The organism is Paenibacillus sp. FSL R7-0313 (assembly GCF_037969885.1).
Taxonomy (GTDB): Bacteria; Bacillota; Bacilli; order Paenibacillales; family Paenibacillaceae; genus Paenibacillus.
In genome coordinates this window covers 4541561-4565024 of the sequence record NZ_CP150219.1, presented here as the reverse complement: position 1 = coordinate 4565024, position 23464 = coordinate 4541561, and the positions used below count along the sequence as shown (strand labels likewise).

General features: G+C 46.5%; 11 protein-coding genes. All 11 read left to right on the top strand.

Annotated features, from left to right (window positions below):
• The first annotated feature begins 2 nt into the window (after positions 1-2).
• The 11 genes from NSQ38_RS19900 to NSQ38_RS19850 all read left to right on the top strand — a co-directional run bounded on the left by NSQ38_RS19900 (position 3) and on the right by NSQ38_RS19850 (position 23254).
• Positions 3-4061 (top strand): hypothetical protein, encoded by a 4059-nt coding sequence (locus tag NSQ38_RS19900; RefSeq protein ID WP_339783756.1) that lies wholly within the window; start codon positions 3-5, stop codon positions 4059-4061.
• A 10-nt stretch (positions 4062-4071) separates the two neighbouring features.
• Positions 4072-5154 (top strand): cell adhesion protein, encoded by a 1083-nt coding sequence (locus tag NSQ38_RS19895; protein ID WP_339783755.1) that lies wholly within the window; start codon positions 4072-4074, stop codon positions 5152-5154.
• Positions 5155-5168: 14 nt separating this feature from the next.
• On the top strand, positions 5169-6008 hold the full coding sequence (locus NSQ38_RS19890; protein ID WP_339783753.1) for a hypothetical protein: 840 nt from the start codon (positions 5169-5171) through the stop codon (positions 6006-6008).
• Positions 6009-6107: 99 nt separating this feature from the next.
• Positions 6108-7340 carry a hypothetical protein gene (locus NSQ38_RS19885; RefSeq protein ID WP_339783752.1) on the top strand — a complete coding sequence of 411 codons (1233 nt, stop codon included), beginning with the start codon at positions 6108-6110 and terminating at the stop codon, positions 7338-7340.
• A 173-nt stretch (positions 7341-7513) separates the two neighbouring features.
• Positions 7514-7987, top strand: a complete 474-nt coding sequence (locus NSQ38_RS19880; RefSeq protein WP_047843130.1) for a hypothetical protein — start codon at positions 7514-7516, stop codon at positions 7985-7987.
• Positions 7988-8024: 37 nt separating this feature from the next.
• Positions 8025-8636 carry a hypothetical protein gene (locus NSQ38_RS19875; protein ID WP_235431570.1) on the top strand — a complete coding sequence of 204 codons (612 nt, stop codon included), beginning with the start codon at positions 8025-8027 and terminating at the stop codon, positions 8634-8636.
• A gap of 38 nt (positions 8637-8674) precedes the next feature.
• Complete coding sequence (locus NSQ38_RS19870) at positions 8675-10711, top strand: hypothetical protein (protein WP_339783751.1); 2037 nt, start codon at positions 8675-8677, stop codon at positions 10709-10711.
• Positions 10712-10729: 18 nt separating this feature from the next.
• Entirely contained in the window at positions 10730-13648 is a 2919-nt protein-coding gene (locus NSQ38_RS19865) for a LamG domain-containing protein (protein WP_339783750.1), read from the top strand.
• A 21-nt stretch (positions 13649-13669) separates the two neighbouring features.
• Positions 13670-15988, top strand: a complete 2319-nt coding sequence (locus tag NSQ38_RS19860; protein WP_339783748.1) for a hypothetical protein — start codon at positions 13670-13672, stop codon at positions 15986-15988.
• Between the two features lie 78 nt (positions 15989-16066).
• Positions 16067-17287: a hypothetical protein gene (locus NSQ38_RS19855; RefSeq protein WP_339783747.1), complete on the top strand. Its 1221-nt coding sequence runs from the start codon at positions 16067-16069 to the stop codon at positions 17285-17287.
• A gap of 42 nt (positions 17288-17329) precedes the next feature.
• Positions 17330-23254: a DNRLRE domain-containing protein gene (locus tag NSQ38_RS19850; RefSeq protein ID WP_339783746.1), complete on the top strand. Its 5925-nt coding sequence runs from the start codon at positions 17330-17332 to the stop codon at positions 23252-23254.
• Positions 23255-23464 lie beyond the last annotated feature (210 nt).

Sequence of the window (23464 nt, the reverse complement as noted above, 5' to 3'; positions counted from 1 at the left end):
GAATGATGAACGGTAAGAAATCTTACCTAATCAGCTTCACCGCCCTTTTTTCTAAAAGGGGCTATGAACTGAAAATTGGGTTTGAACAAATTATCAATGCTAAGAATCAATATCACCTGACCGCTCCCGTTAACAGTACCTATAAGACATTGATTGAGGATACCATGAAGAACGCAAACAAAGCCCCTCACTCGGCTACCGGATTATTCGGGCGGCTAGGGAGTGCTGAGTACATCACTCAGTATGACGGCTTTGAAGTAGAGACTGTAGTAGCTTCTATCGTATCGTACCTGTCAGGCATCCATAAGTATTTTAACGGCGAAACAGTCACAGACGGAACAACAGATGGACAGCAGGATGCACGTAGGCTTGAGCAGATACTTGAAGCTGAAGGTGCGGCGGTAAGTGAAGGCAGTCGGATAGACAAATTTTCACACCTTGAAGAACTGGCTTCCGGTGATCTTTATGACGTTAAGGTCTCCGTTGCAGAAGGTAATAGGGTTTCCATTTCCCTGTCCAACAAACAAAGTGTAATACACGCGCTCGAATCCACCGTATCCGGTATCTCACAAGACACTCAGATGGGCGGAATTGAATCCGCAGAGAACGGTGTCCGGTTGAATGCTGAAGAAGGACGGGCGGTACTTTCCAACATCGTCCGCAGTATCTTAGATGGGGAGATGGCTTTAACCAGCGTAGCTACCCATAACCCTGACATTAGCGTGGTAGGGGAACTACACTATACGGAAATAGGTGAGGTTGGGTTTGACAGAGCTGTCAGTGATTCTTATCCATTGGAGTATGCAGTCCTTGTAAGTGAGGGTAGTGAGCAAGGGTATGAACTCGCAGAGATAGCCGTAAAGGGATCTTCTCTAGAAGTTTACGTACTTACGGATACTCGACAGGAGGGTACTCTTGAGGGCAGGGAGGAAGCAAGACAGCTGGAAGTCACGGAGGATGCTTTCGTTTCTCGGACAGAGACAGGACATTTGGATATGGTATTTGATGCTCAGACAGGAACACCTGTTTTCGCTGAAAAGAGGAATGAAGCAGAACTTACGCTTACCACGGTAGCCGACACATACGGCGGCGGTGAAGCTGAGATGAATGAACACGTACTGGCAGAGACCCTTTACAACGAACCAACCATCTTGAGTGAGTATGTGATGGTGGACACGAATAAGGACGTAGACCTTCAGCCTTTTACTGAGGTTCATACTTACCAGAACGCCGATGCTCAGGAGTTCATTCAGACGGATACAGTTATGCAAGCAAGCCAGCAGGATGACGTAAGAGGTGAGTTGATTCAGTCTGTTTACGATGGTCAAGTGGAAAGGGTCTTGGTACAGGGAGAGAACGTACAGGATGCCGCAATGCAGGAGAGTTTGATGTACGACACTTTAGTCAATACACAGACGGACGAGCAGACCACCGCTGTTACCTACGAGAACGGGCACAGCCTCGAATTCTTATCCAAGGCAACCTCTCAGGTGAAGGACGCTAGAATTGAATCTACTCAGTCTGTGGACACAAGTGTCTCAGCAGATATGCAGGAGTTCCTGACCTACGATACAAGGCAGGACAGTGAACTTGAGACGTTCACTAGAGCGGAAAGTTGGGCTAACTCACTGCTCTTGATTGACCGGACGGTGACGGCTGACACAGAGCAAGAGGGCAGGCAGTCACTCGAACTGGAAAGCGGTAAGATTGAGATGGAGTATATGGCGGGCGTTGAAAGTTTAGACCAATCATACTACTTCGCTAAGCACATCACCAATTCCTCATTTTCAAGCTCAGATAGTGTCAAGGATGCCACTGAGAGCCTTCTTGTAACTGTAGAGTACACTTCGGACACGGCTAAAGCAGGAAGCCTTACAGACGCTTCTAGCGCTATTGGAGACAACGAAGGTTACCTCAAACTGGTATCCCAAGGAAGCGCCGTACAGGAATACAACGCTGACATTGACGATTTTACGGATGTTACGTATGTGAGCGGTGACGGGGCTATCCAGCTTATCAGTGACGCAGAAGTTTACGTGGGCGGCGACCCACTGGTTGATAGATTCATAGAAGCTACCGATAAGAGTGACAAAATGGATGCAGAATTCGAAGAGTGGACGGTAGCTGGCATGTCGAAGCGCATACAGGCAGAGGTAGAATCCCTTTATACGTTCGAGCAGATTCGGGAAGCGATTGCAGAATCGCCTGAAATACTGAAGGCGGTGCGACTCATGGAAATTATGTACGGCTCAAAAGCGGTCGATTTGATTGAAGCAGGGATGGAGAACATCATCCAAGATAGCATCACTCAAGGTTTCACACAAGCTGATTTCCCTGCCATTACGCAGACGGTAATCGAGAAGCTGAAACAGGCGGGGGCAGGGGTTACGGTTATTGCTTCCAATCAGGAAGAGGTGCACGTCGAACACAACAAGGGGGCAGACCTGAAAGCAGAGTCTCCGACGACCGGACGGTACGTAGTAGAACCGGAGGGCACGATGCCGCAGGGAATTTCAGGTGCTTCCTTATCGGACTTCAAGCAGACTGCAAACATTACTGAAATAAGCAGGGCAATTGCGGAAGCCAACAAGCACATCGGAGTCATTCAAGGACTGGACAAGGCAGATCAGAAGACCTTCGGTGAAGGTGTTAAGGAGACAGGGCTCACTGCGGCAGAGACCGACATTACAAGGGACGGTGTAGTTCACTTACCTGAGACGGCGTTATCTAACCCTACTGCTGAAGGTGTAGGTACAAAGCTTGAGACAGGTTTGGCGGGCATGGGATATGAAGGTGAGGTAGAAAGACCGGACACAGCCAACCAAGTAACAAGTGTAGAGGCTATCAAGCAGGACATCGAGTCCGCCGCACAGTCTGACAGCAAGCATGTAAGCTATAAACACAAGACTGAGATAGCGTTATCTAACCCTACTGCTGAAGGTGTAGGTACAAAGCTTGAGATAGGTTTGGCGGGCATGGGGTATGAAGGCGAGCTAGAAAGACCGGACACAGCCAACCAAGTAACAAGTGTAGAGGGCATCAAGCAGGATATGGAGTCCGCCGCACAGTCTGACAGCAAGCATGTAAGCTATAAACACAAGACTGAGACAGCGTTTAATGGTACAGGTGTGGACGGTGTGTGGCACGGCATTAGTTTGGGCGAACAACGGACAGACAGGGATGCAGTGACCCATGAAATCGAAGGCGCTCGAATCAGTGACGGAAACTCACCTACAGCTATTCAGGAGTTGGAGGATGCTTGGCATAGCGATGTTGCGAAGGAGACTGTTCTTTACGAAGAACACACAGCAATGTTTACGGACAAAGGGTATGAAGCAGTGGAGTCCAAGCTAGAAGGGGCTACCAGCGGCAAGTCTAATGACGCATTTGTGGTGGGTATAGAAGGAGCAACTTCCTTTATTTCCGAAGAAGCTGTGGTTCATCAAGGAGAATCAGCCCAATACCATGACGGCTCGACAATGGGCGTTATTCATGAGGGTGAATCGGCTAATATTGATGATAGCAGTAAAGTTGGAACTATCTCGGAAATGGGGACAGCAACAACGACAACCAATGCTGAAGCAGTCACCCATGAGTTGGAGGGAGCGGTAAGCGGTAAGGATACGGGTGCCTTTATTCAGGCAGGAGAACTCGCTGAGCACATCTCACATCAAGACCTTGCAGTCATTGAGGATTTGGAGTCAGGGGTACGGAAGAGGTTGCAACTTGAGACTGATATCCAAGACGACTCCAAAGTGACGAATCACCGTGAGCCTATCGAGACGCATATCAGCGAACCGGAAGAAGCCGCTAGACCTACTAAGGCGATTGAGGTGGGAATTGAAAAACCGGAGAAAGTCGACAGACCTAAGCTTGTTCTTGAGGTCGATATCGAGCAATCAGAAGGTGCAGAACGACCTAAACGTGTAATCGAGACGACAATTGAGAAATCTGAGGGGGGTATTCTCAAGACACCTGAAGAACCGAAGAAACCTCGCATCTGGCTCATTATCGGTAAGATAGCTTCTTGGAGCATCTGGAACTGGAAGAAAACAAGGTAGGTGATAATAATTGGGAATCTATAAGAAGTCGAGTGGCTTAATCTTCGATGACAGGTTCGATAGCGGGAGTATTCATTCCCGCTATACCCTTTCACCTAGTGATGCTGTTTCAATCGACAATGCTTTAGGTCAGGTCATCATTCCGCACACTGAAAGCGACACTTCTATTATGTTCGATGTTCCTGAAGAGCAGACTGTGCTAATGGAAGTGACCGCTGACTACGTGCCGACAGAACTGTTAGATGAAGGCGGTATTATCATCTGGCAGGACGGATACCACCGATTGGAGTTTCTTGAGAGTAAAGACACAACCATTAGGGAGTATAGCCGTTGGCGGGCACTAAAGAAAGCAAATAAGTGGACGTTCTATGCCCATCGCGGTAGTGGGTGGGAGATATTCGATACTGCTCCTATGGTCGCTGAGAAGATGGGTGTCATCCTAAAGAATAGGGAACAAACTAACTTCGACACTCTGAACCTCGATAGGATGGTTGTCTGCAAGAGCGACAAAATTACGATAGGCAACTTACCTACGGGGTACTCAGTTTACCTCTGTGACCCTGACGGAAATTCAGTGGCTTCAGCGGTGGTTGAGCCTAACTGGACAGGCTGTGAGATTGAACTGCCCTTGATGCCCTATAACGGGATTATCAGGGTTTACGATACGCAAGGTACGCTCCTATCAAGTCTCGGCGCATTCGATATCTACGGTGGCGACATTTACCTGTTTGGCACTGAACTAAAGGTTATCTGGAATGGTAAGGAACTTAACAAGGAGACCGACACGTATCTTGGCACGATGTATGAAAATCAGATTCTCGTTCAGATGTTACTACAGAACCCTTCCAAGGAGAAACCTGCAAACACCATATCGCTTGGCATCCTAAAGTATATGGAGACGTTCGGGTACGAGTGGGCAGACATTTGCCATGATGACGGGGCAGACACGCCGACAGAGGAGTTCTCGAAGCTTCTAGATATGGGCAGTTTACCACCTCTTGGAGAACGAAAGTTCTGGATGAAAGTTGAGAGGATGGAAGACCGTTTCCAGATTAAACCCCTGCACTTTATTCTGGACATTAACCATACGTAAGGAGGTGAGCGTAAATGGCAGGAACGAAGATGACCCTTCGCCGCTACGGGAGCGGTGAGTTTCAGTATTGGGATGAACAGGAAATCATCGTAGACGAACAGTACCTTTTATTAGAGCGTGGGTTGTTCATCTACCTTGACCACGAATACCGGATGGGCACGAAGCAGTTAGACGTGTACTTTAACGGAGCACACTTGCTAGAAGGCGGCGGCTACGAAGAGATTGACCCGACAACTATCCGGTTGGACTTAGGGACGTATGAAGGAGACACACCCCTTGCTGGACTTCCTGTACAGCTTCAGGTGGGCGATGAAATCCTTATCCGTACATGGAAGCCTGAATACCGTCAGGGCAACGGGAACATTGATGAACTCAGGTTCTTGACTCTGGAAGAAGAGATACGGAAAGCAAGGCAATACAAGGACGCTGACGCACCTCATTCCAGCCTTGATGAACGTCTCGATTTTATTGAGCGGCGGGTAGAATCCAAGACAATGGTATTCTTCCTGAGTCGGGTGTTTGACGGAGTAGCCAAGCTAGTCATGCGCTTCCCGTATGAGGGAGATATCACTGAGGTTTACGCTTCCACATCACGTGAGGGAGACGCTGACACTATCTTCCAAATTGAGAAGTGTTCTCAGGAAAGTTACGACAGTTTGAACCCAACATGGGAGACAATCTTCCACAGCAATCTCGTGGTAGATGGGAACGAGCGTTCCAGTAGAACGTCAGACAGACCTTACGCTGTATCCGTTCCTAGAATCAACAAGGATGACCATTTCCGTATCAACGTGGTCGAACGTGGAGAAGGCATTGAGGGTGTAACAATAGAACTGGTAGTGCGGTTAGGATAGTTCCACAGTTTACCAAACCCACAGTAAAATATTGGACTACTTGCTTATAATGTATGTGCGGTAAAGAGCCGCAAGATCGTAAAGGAGAGGTGAATAAATATGGCAGGAACTAGGGGTATTGCTAGATTCCGTGGTGAACAGTTGAACAACAAGTTGATGCGTAATAACCACTTCGATGTTGCCAACAAAATCAATGAGCAATATTTGGATATTGATTTCCACGCACACCGTGAATCCCTTGAAAATACCAAAATCGACGTGTTCGTTCAAAAGAATGATGTAGCTGTAGGTGTGGGGCTGAACTCCATCGCAATCACGCCCGACATTCTAAACACTAACGTAGCAGTTGACTCCAACACTGAGGGTACTGTTGTCGGCAACGTAATCGAACTACGTAAGAATGGCACACAAGACTTCCCGTTTATTGATGAAGACGGAGATAGAGTTTACGGTAAAGTACGTGAAGATGCAGGAGATTTCTACCTTGACTTCTTCAGTGAAGTTGCAGGAGTAGAAGCCCCTTACACATTCGTAGATGCGGTAACATTCGACTACAAGTACATTACCCGTACTAACCTGTCTGTAATTCCTGTTGATGCTATTGTTAGTGGCGGGGCAGGTCTCGTAGCAGATGCCGTCGATGCTAAAGCCTACATGAACCTTAACCAGTTGATGAAGGACATTTACGGTGGCGGTGGCACTCTGGACAATGACGGTAACGCTAACCTCGCTACTAGCATTGTACAGCAAATTGCCAACGAGATTCAAGCACGTACTGAAGCTGATACAGCTATCCGTAACGACTTGGCATCCACTGCGGCGGCTAAAGGTGCGAGCCTTGTTGGGGTAGTCGTTGACCCTAACTACGATGGTGCAAACGTTCAGGCTGTACTGGCTGACCTTGCACAGCGTTTGGTAGAAGTTGAGACGCTGACTGTGGGCATCGCTAACCGTGATTCTGACTCTGCCAATGGCTACTTCAAGGCGGGAAACTTCGGCACGGCTGAGGGTCGTATCGTTGACCTTGAGACTGCCGCTGATGCTGAGTTTAAGGCTCAAACTGACCGCTTGGTGAAACTTGAAACTGAAGATGAAGAAGAAGTGTTTGAAGCGGCGGGCGGTGAGACTGAGTACGTGTTCCTTAACGGCTTGGCTAAACCTAAGACTGTCCTTCTGTCCATCAACGGTCAAGTACAGACACCTACCATCAACTTCGAGTACCTTGTAGACGGTAATGGCGCAATCCGTGGTGTAAAATTCGCACCTGAGACGTTGAAGATCACTGACGGAATCCCTGATGTACTGTACGTCAAGTACAAGAAGATTCTCTAGTAACTAGACCCCTTTATCGGGGTCTTTTTATTTGCCCCGAACCTAACTATAAAACGACTAATATAGTAGTGTACTTTACACGGCAATTGTTAAGGTTTCACCTGACCAACCTATATTGTCTATAGCTTGACAAGAACAAAGTCGAGAACTAAGCAATTAAGGGAGGAAATACAATGCCAGCACCAATAGTTTCTTGGTACACGTCCGATAACTCTTCGCAAGTAACTCAGTGGGATATCGGTACAGTTGACGCAGGTTCGTTGTCCACTACCTTTACGGTACTGATTTGGAATAACCGTGGCGGCTCGTCCGCAGTATCCGATATGCAGAACTGCACAATCACAACTAAGGATAGTTCGGGTGGTAACACGGGTGAACTTGTAACAAACACTTGGATTGAAGTTAAAGTGGATTCTCTATCCGAATCCACGTTTACTGCTATCGGCGGCACAGTCACGAAAGATATTCGTGCTACGAAGTCTGACACTCCTGCGAAAACAATCAAAGGAGCGGCAAATGACGGTAACATTAATACTGCTAACACAACGGCAAACTTATCGAAGGTAACTCTTCGTGCCAACGTACCACCAACAGCTACAGCAGGATTAGTAACATTCCTGACACGTGTGTCTTACCAGTACGTGTAAACATTGACTTCAATACAATGAAGGAGGAATTCATAACATGCTTTCGATTTTCAATGAACACAGCGGGATCTCTCCTGTAGGACAAGACTTCGTGTGGGTGGGTGAGTACATAGATGGTACTTACCTATCCGAATTCGACCTTACAACCAAGGAAGAGAACAGTTTCTACGATATTGATCGCGATCGGTTGGTTCGATTTGGCGTTATCGGTCACGGTAATAAATTTTTCTTCGAGAATGACGGTGTGTTCAACCTCGGTGGCTCGGGAATAGAAGTTATCTACAAGGACGGGGAAAGAGAGTACAACCTTACCGGTCACGCTGGAAAGTTTCACGATATCATCACCTACAAAGATGCGGAGTCTTCTGTGAACTTTGCTGTGGGTCAGGGCGGAACTGTCGCTGACACTACAATTACCCAATTTAACTTTGGATACAAGTCTTTGATTGAGATTGACGGAGTAACCTTCCAGTTTAAAGCTACTTGCAGAATTCCATTCGGTGAGCCGATGTATATCAACTTCTGGCTTGTAGCAGATCAACAGCTTAACGGTGTGCTTCTAATCAAGAAGAACAACCGAATTGCCACAGAACTCAAAGCACCACTAAGAAAAGGCGTGGGCGGCGAAGTTAATTTCGGACTGTCTTGAACCTAAGACAGTCTTTTTCTATATAAGGAGGAACGTCCATGCCGTATAAAATAGGAAATCTAGTGTTCACAGGACAAGCCGCATCGCAGACGGTGAATGGCTCTGTGGCTGATGTTATGGTCGGAGATAAATACCTATACGTTGCTTCATATAACTTGAACACCGTATATGTTTACAATAAAAATGCTGACGGAACTTTTGGTTCTTTAGTCAGGAGCTTAAATTGGGTCGCAAATGACAGTTACGTCCAATATATTTGTGCAAGCGGAAGTTCAGTGCCTTATGGTTATGCCGTTTACACTAAAGACGGGCAAGATTACCTTGTCGGTTGGTCTTCTAGTCACGCTTTACTGTTCGAGTGGACTATTAGGCAGTCCGACCAAGTGGTTGTAAGCCGTACTCAGTATGCTGCCCCTACCACAATGGGTTCATATGGTCGTGGTGGTTGGGACGGAAGGGACGCTGTTTGGTTCTGGAACAGGAATGACATGAGCATATATAAGTGGGATTTGAATAACAAGACTGGTGGGTTGACCAAGGTTGTTGGCATACAAGGTAGCGGTTATGCTCTTGACTCAAGTTACACAGGGAGCGGTCTCTTAGTGGATGGAAATTACGCTTATTGGGGTTCTGGCTCGAACGAAGCTGACGGGTTTCTTGGGTGCTTTAGCTTGTCCAACGGTTCGTTAGCAGAGTCTATCATGAAAAGTGGTAATCTATCAAGCTTCGGAGTCACTGCTATTTCGGGAAACACGGGGTGCATCCAGATAAACCCTACCAACAGAGGTGTAGCGTACTACTTTACCTTCAGTAACACAGTTAAGACCTTATTCCTTACTAACTTAGTTGTATCTAATACTACAATCCCTACCACTGCACATGACGACTTTGATATCCAGTTTGATATCTCCCTTGAAACATTAGGTAGTGCGTCCTCAGCCACGTTCCGTGCATTGATAAATGGGACGGTAATTAAGCCTTTCGCAACTTTATTTCCACTTCCAGTGACTAATAATACTGTAACAGTCCCAATTTCCAAAATGGTCTTGGGGGATAACACCTTAACGTTGGAACTTAAGGATAATTACGGTGGAGTATCAACAAAGACCTTCATCATCACGGTGACGAATAACCAACCTATAGTCGTAACCAGCGTTTCAAGATCAACTACGCACGTGGATAACGTAATCTTTGAAGCCTATGTAAAGGACGAACCCACCGACCTCATGACGTACAGGGTATTGCTAAATGACATTGTGGTTAATGACTGGACAGTATCAGGTTACAACTCCCCACTGACTGTTCGGCGCTCGTTCAGGGCTGACCAATTAAACATCGGTAGCAACACGATTACTATTGAAGTGAAGGATAACTACAAGACCAATACTGAAATTGTATCAGGCACAATTACGGTGACAAAGGTGAACACAAAACCTGAGTTGACGGTGGCCATGAAAGGAAACACACTTAACATACTCATGCAGGACGCTGACGGAGATATGGTTAGGTTTAGAGTTCTGCTAAATGGTGAACAGGTTATCCCTGAGTCCGGTTACTCTGCCCCGTTCCCTTCACCTTTAGCTGTTACGTACACCTTACCCAAGAAGAAAATCATCACTAACCAAGTTAATACAGTGAAGGTTGAGGTAATCGACTCGGCGGGAGACATATCAGAGTGGTCTTCGACAGGAGTACTAGGGTACAGTGGACTGATGTTTAAGGATGCTTCTAGCAACTTCTATACTACAGACTTCGGGGTTATGCTCAAGTATCTGGATGTTGGAGTCCTTTATGCTAGGGAGCAGTCAGGAATCTTTGAGTTGTTCGTAGAGAATACGCTCGGATATCCTGTAAAGAATGTCAAGATTAAACCGTTACAGGGAGACCTTCACCCAATCAACGAGAAGGTTGAGGTCAGCATTAGCAATGCGCCATTCGCTCCTGAGAGTGAACTGCTTTACCCTGACACCTACGACACAGGAGACACGCTTAAGTTCTATGTCCGTCTGACAATGAACGACTTGGCGGTGGGTGGAGGTAACTTCAAGATTAGAGTAACAGGCAATGCCCTGTAAGAAAGGGAGGTCAATACAATGGCTAATCATAAAAACAACCGCCTAATTGTAGATTCTACGGGCGTGAACCGCACAGCGGGCGCTCAAAACACTGTAGAGTTTTGGATGTTCTGGCGGGGAGATGATGGGCAGATGCCCTTCGGCTTTGACAACTACGACATTTACTTAGTGTCTGGAAGCTTAGGAATCAACACAAATAATAGTGATGTTATTGGGATAGCAAGCAGTGGTTTAGCGAATAAGTGGGTACATGTGACGGCTGTCTTCTATAACGGAGTACCTAATGCATCAAACCTGGAAATTTATATTAACGGGGTCAAGCAGACGATAGCACAGCGCCTTGGTAGTTCACGCTCAATGACTGTAAGCAACTCAGCGGCGTTTGGTGGGTGGTCTCTGAGCACTTCTTACCAGTTTAACGGATATATTCGTAACGCCCGTATTTGGAATAGGAAGCTGTCTGCATCTGAGGTAACAACCGTAATGAACACGGCGGGGGCTGTACCCACAGGGAATGGACTCGTCGGACAGTGGTACACAACCTCCATCGAGAACGTAGCACCTCAGTACGATTACGCCTTTGCGAGTGGATACAGCAGGTTCGACCCCGTTGGTCTTCTTACACCTAACACGACATATCCCTTTGATGACAACGGAGACCCCTACGCAGGTTTTACGTATCAGTGGGACGTTCCGATTCGCTTTACTAAGCTCAGATTTAAATCGCACCCAAGTTACCCAATTAAAGGGGTGTCCATATATGTAGATAACGTGAGAGTCGTCACTAACTTAACCATCACAAACACTTGGTACGAAGCGAGTGGTAACTGGTATGGAAGTACCGTGACTCTTGTAAGGACAGGTACGGGAGACCAAACCATACAGCAGGTAGAGTTTTACGGGGATGTGCTGAATAAGGATTATTCTTTGAATGTAACCAAGGTCGGTGAAATACCTGCTTGGTACGTATACAACATGCAGATGGTACAGATTGATAACACGTTGGATGTTATCGGTGACACAGGACACGGAGGTAACGACATATGGCACATGGTCAGAACTGCTACTGTGGGCGGGTCAGTAAGCTACGTAAGAAATTACCAGCTAACTGGTATGCAATATACTACTACGCATCCTGACTGCTATGATTACAACCCTTGGAACGACCACCTGTACATTATCCATGACGAAGACCCTTATACCATGTACAAGTACCGTATTAATAAGCCAAGTATGAACTGGAATCTGACCTACACTGCGAAGTACACCTTTAGTTCAAGCTTATCCAACGGCGGGGTGCTGGTAACGTGGGCAGGAACTAAGTTCGCATTCAACAAACAAACGAATGAAGGATACGCTTACCTACTCGCTAACGGTCTTGGTCAAGGGACTACGGCTAAATTGTACAAGATCAAGCTGGACACTCCCAATGCTATACCAGAGTTTGTCGTAGATATTCCTTGGTATGCTCCAAACAACTTAGTTAGTTTCGCTGTCACGGACGAGTACGTATTTCTTCCGTTATCCGGCGGGGTACGTCTAGGGGCGTACAGTAAACGTTATGGTAATTTAGCTAACTCCTACCCCATGATTGGAAATAAATTAAATAGTTACTTCAGCGCTTCCAGCTTCAACTACGGCGGGGCGACATACATTACCGCCAACGGATACCAGTACGGGCTTATTCAACTAAGTGTAAGAAACAAGCGACCTTTAATTAATGACCTGAAGGCAACACCTGCCACGCTGACACGTGAAGACTTCCGTGTTACCGCAACGATAGGGCATACGAATGACTTGCCAACCTCCTACAAGATATTTGTTAATGGGGTGGAGAAAGCCACCGTATCATCCCTTCCAGTGCCTATTACAGTCAATCACCTATTATCTAATAGGGATCTTGCTTTAGGTTCCAACACGATAACGCTGGAAGCTATAGATACGCACTCTGCTAAGGTGACGGCTGTAGCGACCGTCCTCAAGACAAACACTGACCCTTTCCTTAATATAACGGCATCTACGCTGACCTGCCATAAGGAGCACATCTCCCTTGAGATAGTCGTGTCTGACGCAGAAAAAGATAAGGCTAAGTTTCAGATTTTACTTAACGGGGTTGCTAAGTACCCCGACTCAGGAGGGTTCACTGAGAGCCTAAATACACCGTATACCTACGTATACTCACTGCGTAACAGTGACCTTCTAATTGGTGACAATACGGTTATAGTGAATGCGGTAGACGAGTACGGGGCGACAGTGAGTAAAAATTTGACCGTCAGTAAGCTAAATAAACTACCTCTAGTGGAAGCTGAAGTTAAAGGGCAGACCCTATTTGCTCACATTACTGACGATGACGGGGATGCCGTTCGTTACAAAGTCTTGATAAATGGTTCACAGGTTTACCCTCCCTCCGCTGGTGTATGGACGCAGTATATACCGACTCCCATTGACGTTCAGTTCATGATACCTAAAGAAGTTATTGTTTTCGGCAACACTCACAAGGTAGAAATCGTGATGGAAGATGACATGGGGGAGAGCAAGACTTGGCAGGAAACCACCCTGATTGACTACGCAGGTCTTATGTTCATATCTGAGGACGGTCAGTATTACTCTACTAATATCGGTGAGGTTCTGAAGTATCTTGAAGTAGGGACGATTGTGGCAGGCAACTTGTCAGGAATGTTCAAAGTTACTCTGAAGAACACCATTGGGTACGAAGTAAAGAATATCATACTGACAACGGCGCAGAAAGACCTTAATCCTACCGAAGAGGTCGTAGAGTTGAGCCTGACGGACAAACCTTTCACCGCAACTAATAGGATAGAGGTTGATTCCCTAGCCCATGCGGAGAGCGTACCTTTTTACGTAAGAATCAATGCTTCACCAAAAGCCATTGGCGGGGGAGAATTCGATGTAAGAGTCGTAGGAGACCCCGCTTAATATGCGGCTAGGAGGGAATAAATGAGTACTCAATCAGCACTGCACTCGTCGTACATTAAAAACAACGGTGACGTTTACTTTTTTGGGCATAACAGCTACGGTCAGCTAGGGTTTTCATCCTCTGCTGTTTACCCTTACCAAACAAAGGTTTCTCAACTACCTAATGTCAAAATGGTGGCTGAGGGGCACTACCACTCTGCTGTACTCCTTATGAATGGAGACCTGTATACCTTTGGGTACAGTTACTACGGTCAGCTTGGTGACGCAAGGGGGTGGAGAAACAGTAATGCGTATCCCACGCCTGTAAAGGTCATGTCCGATGTTAAGGAAGTAGCCTGTGGATACCTGCACACGGTTGTCTTAAAGAATAACGGTGACGTATACACCTTTGGTTATAATAATTACGGCAGTCTAGGTAACGGAAGCTCAAACGATAGCTACGTACCACAGAAGGTAGCCACAGGTATTCGTAGGATAGGGGCAGGGTATACTTCTTCGTTTACGATCGACCAAGAGGGTAAGCTTTATGCTACAGGGTACAACGGATACGGTGGGCTTGGTATCGCAGGGACGCAGGCTAGGTACAGCTTCACCTACGTCATGGATGATGTGCGCCAAGTGGACGGAGGTGTGTACCATACATTGTTCCTGAAGAATGATGGTTCGGTGTGGGGAGCAGGGTACAACTATCATGGTCAAACAGGCAGAGCCACAGGTAACAGTACAAGTAACGCCTACCCGACACCTCACAAGATTATGGATAATTGTCGCTCAGTCACTTGCGGCGGGTACTTCTCAGGAATTGTGACAAATGAAGGTAAGTTGTATACCTTCGGTAATGACGATTACGGTCAGCTAGGCAGAGGGTTCGTAGGGGGTAGTATAAATCCAACACCTACATTGGTGGCGGCAAACACCAAGCAGGTAGCTATGGGTTACTATCATACTATGGCGCTGGACTACGAAGGTAATGTCCGGTCTGTAGGTTACAACCATTATGGGATGTTAGGTACTACTGTAAATAACAACAGCGGTAATGGTGTAGTTGCGTGGCAGAACGTGACAAACGATGTTAGACGGCTCATGGGCGGTGGTGAAATCGCCTTTGAGTTCTCTGCCACCAGCGTTACGAAGGAGTTCCACAAGGAAGACTTCCAGCTAGTCGTCACAATTGACCACGTACAACATGACCTCATATCATACAGGGTGTTAGTAAATGGTACGCAGAGATTCCCTTCGAGTGGATGGACTTCTCCACAGTTACCTGATTTCATGCTTACTAAAGACCTGTCCCATACTTACTTTGACTTGGGCGGCAACTCTGTAATGCTGGAAGTCAGGGATACGACAGGAATGACTGATGCCATTACGTGGACGACAACCAAGACTAACATTGCCCCCACTGCTTCCCCTGAACTGTCTGCCGTTCAGATTCACAAGGACAACATCATGATTGGCGGAACAGTGTCCGACCCTGAAGGTGATAAAGTACAGTACCGTGTGCTCCTGAACAATGTTCAGAAATACCCGATTACTAGCTTTACAGAACTTGAGCCGTCACCTGCAACAATCGGCTTGGTCATCAACAACGCAGACTTCAACGTGGGGGCTAACACCCTGAAGATTGAAGTAAAAGATGACTTAGGTTCATTGACGACTTGGACGCAGGTAATCATTAAGACAAACACTGCCCCTACGATAACAGGGACGGTAAAGGGTAACTTCCTTAACGCCACAGTTAATGACTCAGATATCGACAAGGTACAGTACAGGCTGACGTTAAACGGAGAACAGCTATACCCGCAGGATGGTTATACCGGATACAACGCGGTACCTCTAAGCATTCAATACACCATTCCGAAGACTAAGGTCAAAAATGGTGTTAACAACGTACTCAGAGTTGACACGTTGGATGAATTGGGCGGGGCTAGGTCGCTGGATATCACTTTCGTAGGTATCCTATCAGGATTGATGTTCTGCGATGCCGCTGAGTCATTCTACTCGGATGACTTCGGAGAGGTAATTAAGTACCTCGACTTCGGTACAATCGTTGCAGGGCAGACCACAGCGGCAGAGAGGGTGTTTGTAAAGAATACTCTAGGCTATCCGGTAGAGAATGTCCGGTTGACAGTAGACCAGCGAGAACTTGACGGTACGAACGCTAAAGCAGAGGTAAGTAAGCTAGACGCTCCTTTCGATCCGCTTGACAAATTGACCTACGTGGAGCAGTTAGAGCATAATGCGAAGATTAGCTTTTATGTTCGCATAGCCGCCAACCGTCAATCCATGTGGGGCGGCATGTTTGATATCCTTGTCAAAGCTGACCCAAGCAAAAGCTAAAATGCGCCCTTGCTATCTTATAATGATGGTAAGGGCTTTTCATATGTAATTACAATTCCACTCAGAGGTGATTTTATAATGGCTAATGGAGTTTATAAGGGAGGCACAGGAACAGCGAACGACCCTTATCTGATTGAAGATGGGTACGACCTGTTTGAGTTCTTGAGCAAGGTAGGTACTATTAACACATCCAAGTGTGCACAGCTAGTTAATGACATTGACCTTAATATCGCCCCTTACAATACAGGTCTTGGGTTTTATCTTGGGCATACAACAGCCTTTCTTGGTACGTTCGATGGGGATGGGTACGTAATCAGCAACTACTTCAACCGACAGGCTACCAATTACGGGGGCTTGTTTCCTCAGGTTGGGGCAACCGCAGTAGTTAAAAACTTCGGTATGGTAAACGTAGATATACAAACAACGGGCGTAGCTTATATGGCGGCTGTGGCAGGGTCAATGACTGTGGCGGGAGCGCTGATTGAGAACGTATATGTCAGTGGGGGTAAGTTTTACGTGGGCGGCTATTCCGGTCTGATTTTAGGGAGTATGTCGAATGGTACAATTCGCAACGTTTACTCGCTCAATGTCGATATCAAGCAGTATTCCAACTACGTAGGCGGTATCGTAGGAAGTATATCTTCAGCCAACCCTCAATGCTATAGTTCGTGGGCTTCCAATACTATATCCTATAATTCCAATAACTCTTATTTGGGAGGGTTTGCAGGAGGCTGGACGAACAGTGTCCCGATGAATATTATTAACTGCTATTACAGCACAAGAATGAACTATGCAGGGTATAACGGAAACCTTGCCTTAGCTGTTACGGAGACGCAACTCAAAGACCCTTCTTATATGTACAACCTGAATGCTAACCAGACAACAAGCGTAAATACGTTTTGGGTTCTTCGTCCGGTATCCTACCCTGCTTTGTGGTTTGAAGACTTCATGTCGTTCCTCCTACTTGACGCAGGTAAGCCGATTACAAACTTGGACTTTGGGGCAGTGCTTGAGGGCGGCAACTCCCCCACTAAGAAGGTCAGGCTAAAGAATGGGTATAAGTACCAAATAAAAAGTATTAATGTAGGTTGGGCAAGGGCGGCAGGGGTGTCAGATAAGACAGAACTTCAGCTTAGTTTGGATGGGACATTCACTGACAATGCCAACCCACTTTCCTTGAACGGGTTAAGTATCCTACGTGGTAGAGAGTTTGACTTGTACGCTAGAGTAAAGACCTATGATGGGGTAACTGGTGCAGGGCAGTTCGATATAACCGTAACAGTGACTTCGGCAGAGTAATGGGTTTTTCATCTCAATACAATGGGATAGGAAGTGGTTGAATTGTCAGCATCAGGAATCATTGGTGCGGAGTCGAGTTTTTCGGCTTCGCACGTTAGTTTAACCAAGACTCTTTTCCTACCACTGTCGGCTACCCATACCATTAATGAAAATACCCCTTATACCTTAACTGCCAACCATAACGTCTTGCTGAAGACAGCAACGTTCAATTTAACGGCAAGTCATAGAACAGAAGGGAAGTCGCCACTTTTATTAACTGGTAGCCATGCAGTTCTCCCTAAGAGTGTGCGGTTGAACTTAACCGCTAGACATAACACGGTGGAGTACGGGACGAGTGACTTACAATTAACAGCAGAACATACACTTTATTCTAAAACATTCAACCTTCAAGCATATAACAGGATAGACCCTAACACCACTTACTTTACCGCTGAACATACTTCCATACTTAACGCAGTGGCGGCTGATTCGGAGATAAGCAGTAGCCTAGCAGTAGCCCCTCCAATCACTGAAGCGTTGAATGGTGCTATCTCCGTAACAGAGACGAACACAATGGAAGGTACATCGTTCATTTGGGGTGTAAGGGATGCCGACCTGAATACGAAGGTAAAAGTCAAGAGAACGGAAGATAGCTACCTTAAATCGCAGATAGCCGTTAGAGAGTCCAATACTATGGACGGTACGGTTGATATCTTCGGTCGGGGCGAGACGGAAATCAAGAGTAGTATCTTTGCGATGGGTGTCAGTGAGTCTTACATCGACGGTCGAATTGGTGTCCGTATAAGAAACTCCATGACAGGTAATACCGACATTTGGGGCACTGATAACAGTGACCTGAGCGTTAATGTAAACGTCAAGCAAGTCTCTGACCTGCCTATGACGCTAGGTGTAACCCCTGCAAACAAGATGACAGCAATTGTAGATATTCAGCAACCTACGAGAGTAACCGATAAATTGACCGCTAAACGTGACGCATTCGTTCGTCAAGCATACCCTAAGCTGAACTACGGCGGGGAGCAAACGTTGGTTACAGGTTACAGTGCAACACGTGAAGAAGTGTTCCGAAGCATTGTCGGCTTCGATATTACTAATCTCATGGGGCTGACCAACGACTACAAGATTGAAAAAGTAGTCATGAAACTGAAGCATTCAATCGGACGCACTCCAACTATCCCAATTGAACTAAGCGCCGTCAATGGTGCTTGGACAGAGTTCGGAATCACTTGGAACAACCAACCTGACTCCGGTGACATTGTTAGCCAAGGAGACTACGTTGTAAACGCTGAGAAAGGCTTCATCGAGTTCGACATTACCAACTTCATCCTGCAAGCAAAAGAGCAGGGAAAGAACCTTGTAGACTTTTACTTGCGGGCGGTAAATGAGAGCGATGAATCTGTGCAGTTCTTTTCAATGGATGCAGGGGCTTCATTGACACCTACCATCGAGTACACTTACTTCGATGAAGTAATCCGAAGCACTGGACGTTCTGGAATTGATACGAGTATCTTAGTCACGTACCCTGCTAAAAAGGACTTGACTTCTAAGATTAATGTATTCAAGAAGTCCGATAAGAAAGAACTACCTTCGACGATTACGGTTACGCCATCGGGTAAGAGATTCGAGAACTATCCTTCCAGTGTGATGATTAGCCGACCTGACCTGTCCGGTAAGGGTACGGTAAGGATAAATACTTGGAGTGAGATTGATTCTAAGGTGTCCGTAAGAGAAGTAGACCTGTACGACCTCGAGAACTGTAGTATTGTAATTTCCAGACCTAACTTTAACTCAGAACTTTACGTAGCCAACAGAAAAGACACTCCTTCGCAATTGGGTGTTCGAGTATGGAGTGAAGATAATCTTTACGGTTGGGCAATTATTACCGTTAAAGAACGTCCTGCACAAGTCTATGTACGACCTTACGTTAACTTGGGAGGAAGCGTAACAGTTCGCCATTCGGTGGACGAAGACCTGTTCGGAACATTTACCGTAAGTGAGCGCAACAAACCAGGTACGATTTATGTACTGAACCGTGATGACCTTCCTTCGCAGGTAATCGCAAGGGGCGGCGAGAACAGTGATATTGTTTCTAGCATCACTGCCAACCAGTTCCAATTTCAAGGTACAATTGGGGTTAATCCTTATATCGACTACAAGGGTAGCGTTTCTGTAAGACGTTCCTCGCAAGTGGAAAAGGAATCTAGCATTACGGTGTCCAGACCTGACCTGAACTCTTCAGTTTACGTCAGATTCCGAAGTGACTTAGACGGGGTAATTAAGACAAGACGTAAGGATAAGAGCGACCTTGATGGGCGGGCGGCAGTATCCAGACCTGACCTGCAAGGTAGAATCTTCCCTATCATTCACAGCGACACGGTAGGCAGTATTACCGTAAGGCAGAATAAGGTCGCTAACCTGAACTCTAAAATTAATGTGCCTTACCGAAAGGACATTCTTGCTGAGATTGATGTAGTAGGGGCAAGCATGATACCGTCCAGCATCCAAGTAAATTCGGGATACCTGTCCAGTAGATTGGAGATTCCTGCTTACGGCAACGAAGACCTTGACAGTGAGTTCATTGTCAGAGTGAGATTGGCAAGCGATATTGATTCCTCAATCGACGTGTACTCCTTTAGCACGATTGAAGGTAGTGTTATTATACGCCAAACCTACGACAAGTCAGTAGACTCTAGTATTACAGTGAGACGTACCGAAGGAAAAGACCTGGCGGGTAGTATTGATGTTTGGGTTGTTAGAGACCTGAAGGGTAAAATCTCCATCCGTAGAGCAGAACATTCTGAGATTGACTCTAGCATTTCCATCCTGTGGCATAACGACTTAGCGGGTAGTATTATCATCCCTAGTCACGCAGACCTGAACAGTAGAATCAATGTCATGTACCCTGCACGGAGTGAGATTCTTTCCAAAGTCCTTGCTAAGATTCGTGTCCACAGTGACGTTGAGTCAAGCATTGACGTAGCGAAGGGTGGGGCAGGAGACCTCCTAAGCTTCTTGGGAGTCACACCTACCAATAAGATGACAGGTATTGTAGATATCACTTTACCAATCCGTGAGGAAGTTACTCTGGATGTTATCAAAGACACATATGTTAGGGAAGATGTTCCAACCCTTAACTATGGGGAAGAGACCACTTTCGCAGTCGGTAGCTATAAAGGTAAGGTGCTTCGCTCACTACTTGGATTCGATATCTCTAGCTTGAAACGAAGCTACGATATCGACAAGGTTGAACTTCGCATGGTGTACGGTCAAGAGCCTGACAAGAACCTGAAGCTGTACGCAGTTGACGGAAGCTGGTCGGAGATGGGCGTAACATGGAACAACCGTCCAAGCATTGGTACAGAAATTACCAGCGCCTACACAGTAGCAACTGAAGACGGGCACGTGACATTCGATGTGACAGACTTCATCGAAGGACAGTACCGAGAGGGGAACAACCTAGTTGACTTCTACTTGGTGGCGGCTGACGAGCCTGAGAACGATTATGAATACTTCTTTACCAAGGAAGCAAGCCTAGCCCCTCAGTTAGTGGTCACGTACTTTGACCCTGCTGTATGGAGTTTTGGACGTTCTAACATCGACTCTAGCATTAGAGTACCTAAGCACTACGATAAGGCATCAAGACTGCGTGTTAGAAAACCTGCTTGGCTGGACGTAGAGATTCCTGCGACCATTGAAGTAACTCGTAATAATGAGTTCTCCGGTGCTATTACAGTAAGCCAACCTGATTTGGATTCCAGCGTTCATGTCGTGTACCGTAACAACCACGATGTTCCTTCTCACTTGGGAGTATCGAACAGGGCTCTTGCTAAGATTGACGGTAGCCTGACAGTAAGTAGACCTGAGCTTCCAGTCAGCTTCTACGTTAAAGATAGAGTAGACCTTCCTTCTAAGGTCGGCGTAAGAGTAGAGATTGAACAGGACTTCTTTTCTTGGTTGGTTGTCAATGTGAAAGAGAGACCTGCTACCATCTTCGTAAAACCTCACAACGATATCGAGTTACGCTTTACGGTTCGTGGTTACGTTGACGAAGATATGGAAGCGAAGATTGCTGTATCTCAGCCTGAGTTTAGCGGGGCTGTCACGGTACAGCGTAGTGAGGATACTGACCTTCCTGCTAATGTGACCGTAAGGCACAGTGGAGATGAAGACATTGACGGAAGTATCAAAGTCAACGTTGGCATCAACAAAGACCTTTACTCTGAGGTAACGGTAATTGGCAAAGCAGACAGCGACCTGATTGTATCTTTGCAGGTTGTTGGGTATTACTTGGGAGGTTCGTTGTTCGTACCACTGACCAGCGATATTGCCGCTCAACTGCGAGTCGCACCTACTTGGTTCGATTACCTGCCATCTACTGTGGCGGTAAGCAGACCGGATGCTCCTTCTAGCTTGGAAGTTACTCTTCCTGCCGACATTAACGCCACGATTACGGTCAAGGTAGTAGGCGAGAATGATGTAGCGGCAAGCGTGGCGGTAAGTAGAAAGGAAACTCCTGCTAGTGTGGTCGTTACCAAACCTGCTGACCTTGAGTCAAGCATCGGAGTAAGGGTAGAAAGCGAGTCCTCGTTTGAGGGCGGTCTGGTGGTAAACAGACCTCATATTACAGGAAGCCTAGACGTAGTGGCTAACAAAGACCTGCCTTCTAGTGTGGCAGTAATGCACAGCGCAGATGGTGACCTTAACAGCAGAACCTACGTGAAGTACATGAGCGATATCTTAGGAAGCCTTGATGTTGTTGGGGCAAGCGTCATTCCTTCGACTATTCGAATTATCTCAGGCAACTTGGCTTCTGTCATCGCCGTACCTGCCTACGACAGCAAAGACCTGAAGGGTACTATCGGAGTAAGAACCCGATTCATCTCGGAGATTCCTTCGACCCTGCAAGTCCAAGAGTGGTCGCAGTTCGTAGGTAAAATCGGAGTACGGGTGTGGGCAAACCACGACACGGCGGGAACGCTCAAGGTAATCGTCAAGGCTGATAGTGACCTTGCTTCTACTATCTCACCAGTGTTCTTTAATGTCATTCCTTCCAAGTTAGGCGTTCGTTTCGATAACACGATGACAGGTAACGTTGACTTCATCCCTGTTGGGGATTCAGACCTCGACGGACGTATTGACATTAGCCCTGCTTCCGATATCGCAGGTAGTATCCAAGTTGTCCTGAACGCTGAGGATGACATTCCTTCTAGCATTACAGTACGTGTGAGAAGGGAGAGCGACCTACCTGCGAACATGGACGTTATATACAGAGCAAATGAAGACCTACCTACTACTTTAGGTGTTCCTCCTGTAAATAAAATGACGGGTAAAGTATTCATTATTCCGGTAGACGATAGCGACCTCAAGTCGATTATCGAAGTCCATGAGCACGTAAACCTCCCATCTAATATTACTGTTAGTCAGTTCGGTCACGAAGACCTACCTTCGACAATCGAAGTTCACCACTTCCTTGACGTGGCGGGTACAATCTCGGTCAGAAGAACTACCCCTTCTGACCTGCCTTCGGAGATTGCCGTAAGGGTTTGGGGCAAGAACGACAAGAGCAGTAAGATTATCGTAAAGCAGAGGGACAACAGCGACATTGGAGGTAGCATTAACACCATCCAATGGAGAGTCCTGAACTCCAAAATTATAGTCCGCAGAAGTGCTTTCTCTCAAATCCCGATGCGCTTTGAAGTATTGGAGAAGAGTGACCTACTGGACTGTAGCATTACGGTACGGAGAACTGACAAGTCCGACCTGACTTCTACAATCACTATCCGAAGAAGTGCTGACAAAGACCTCGACGGTAGAATCGTAGCAAGGCAGACTGATAAATCAGACCTTCCGTCCTTCATCGAAACATGGCAATTCCGTACAGTACCGTCACAACTTGATATTCTGTATCGTAACGACATTGTATCCACAATTGATGTAGTCGCTGACTACGGTTACTGCTTCATCATGTAATGAAAATAACCCCTACCTTACTTGGTTGGGGTTATTTTCACGCCTAAATTACTTATATTATAGTTGTAAGAGAATGAAATTTTCTGAATGTTTGCTGTTTATTTTTCTATATCCTGTACACAGTTTTCCATGGTAGGATCGGTAAGTTTTTTCTGTTTGTAGGTAGAATAAGAACGTCTCAACATAATTCATACAGGTACGGAAAGGTCA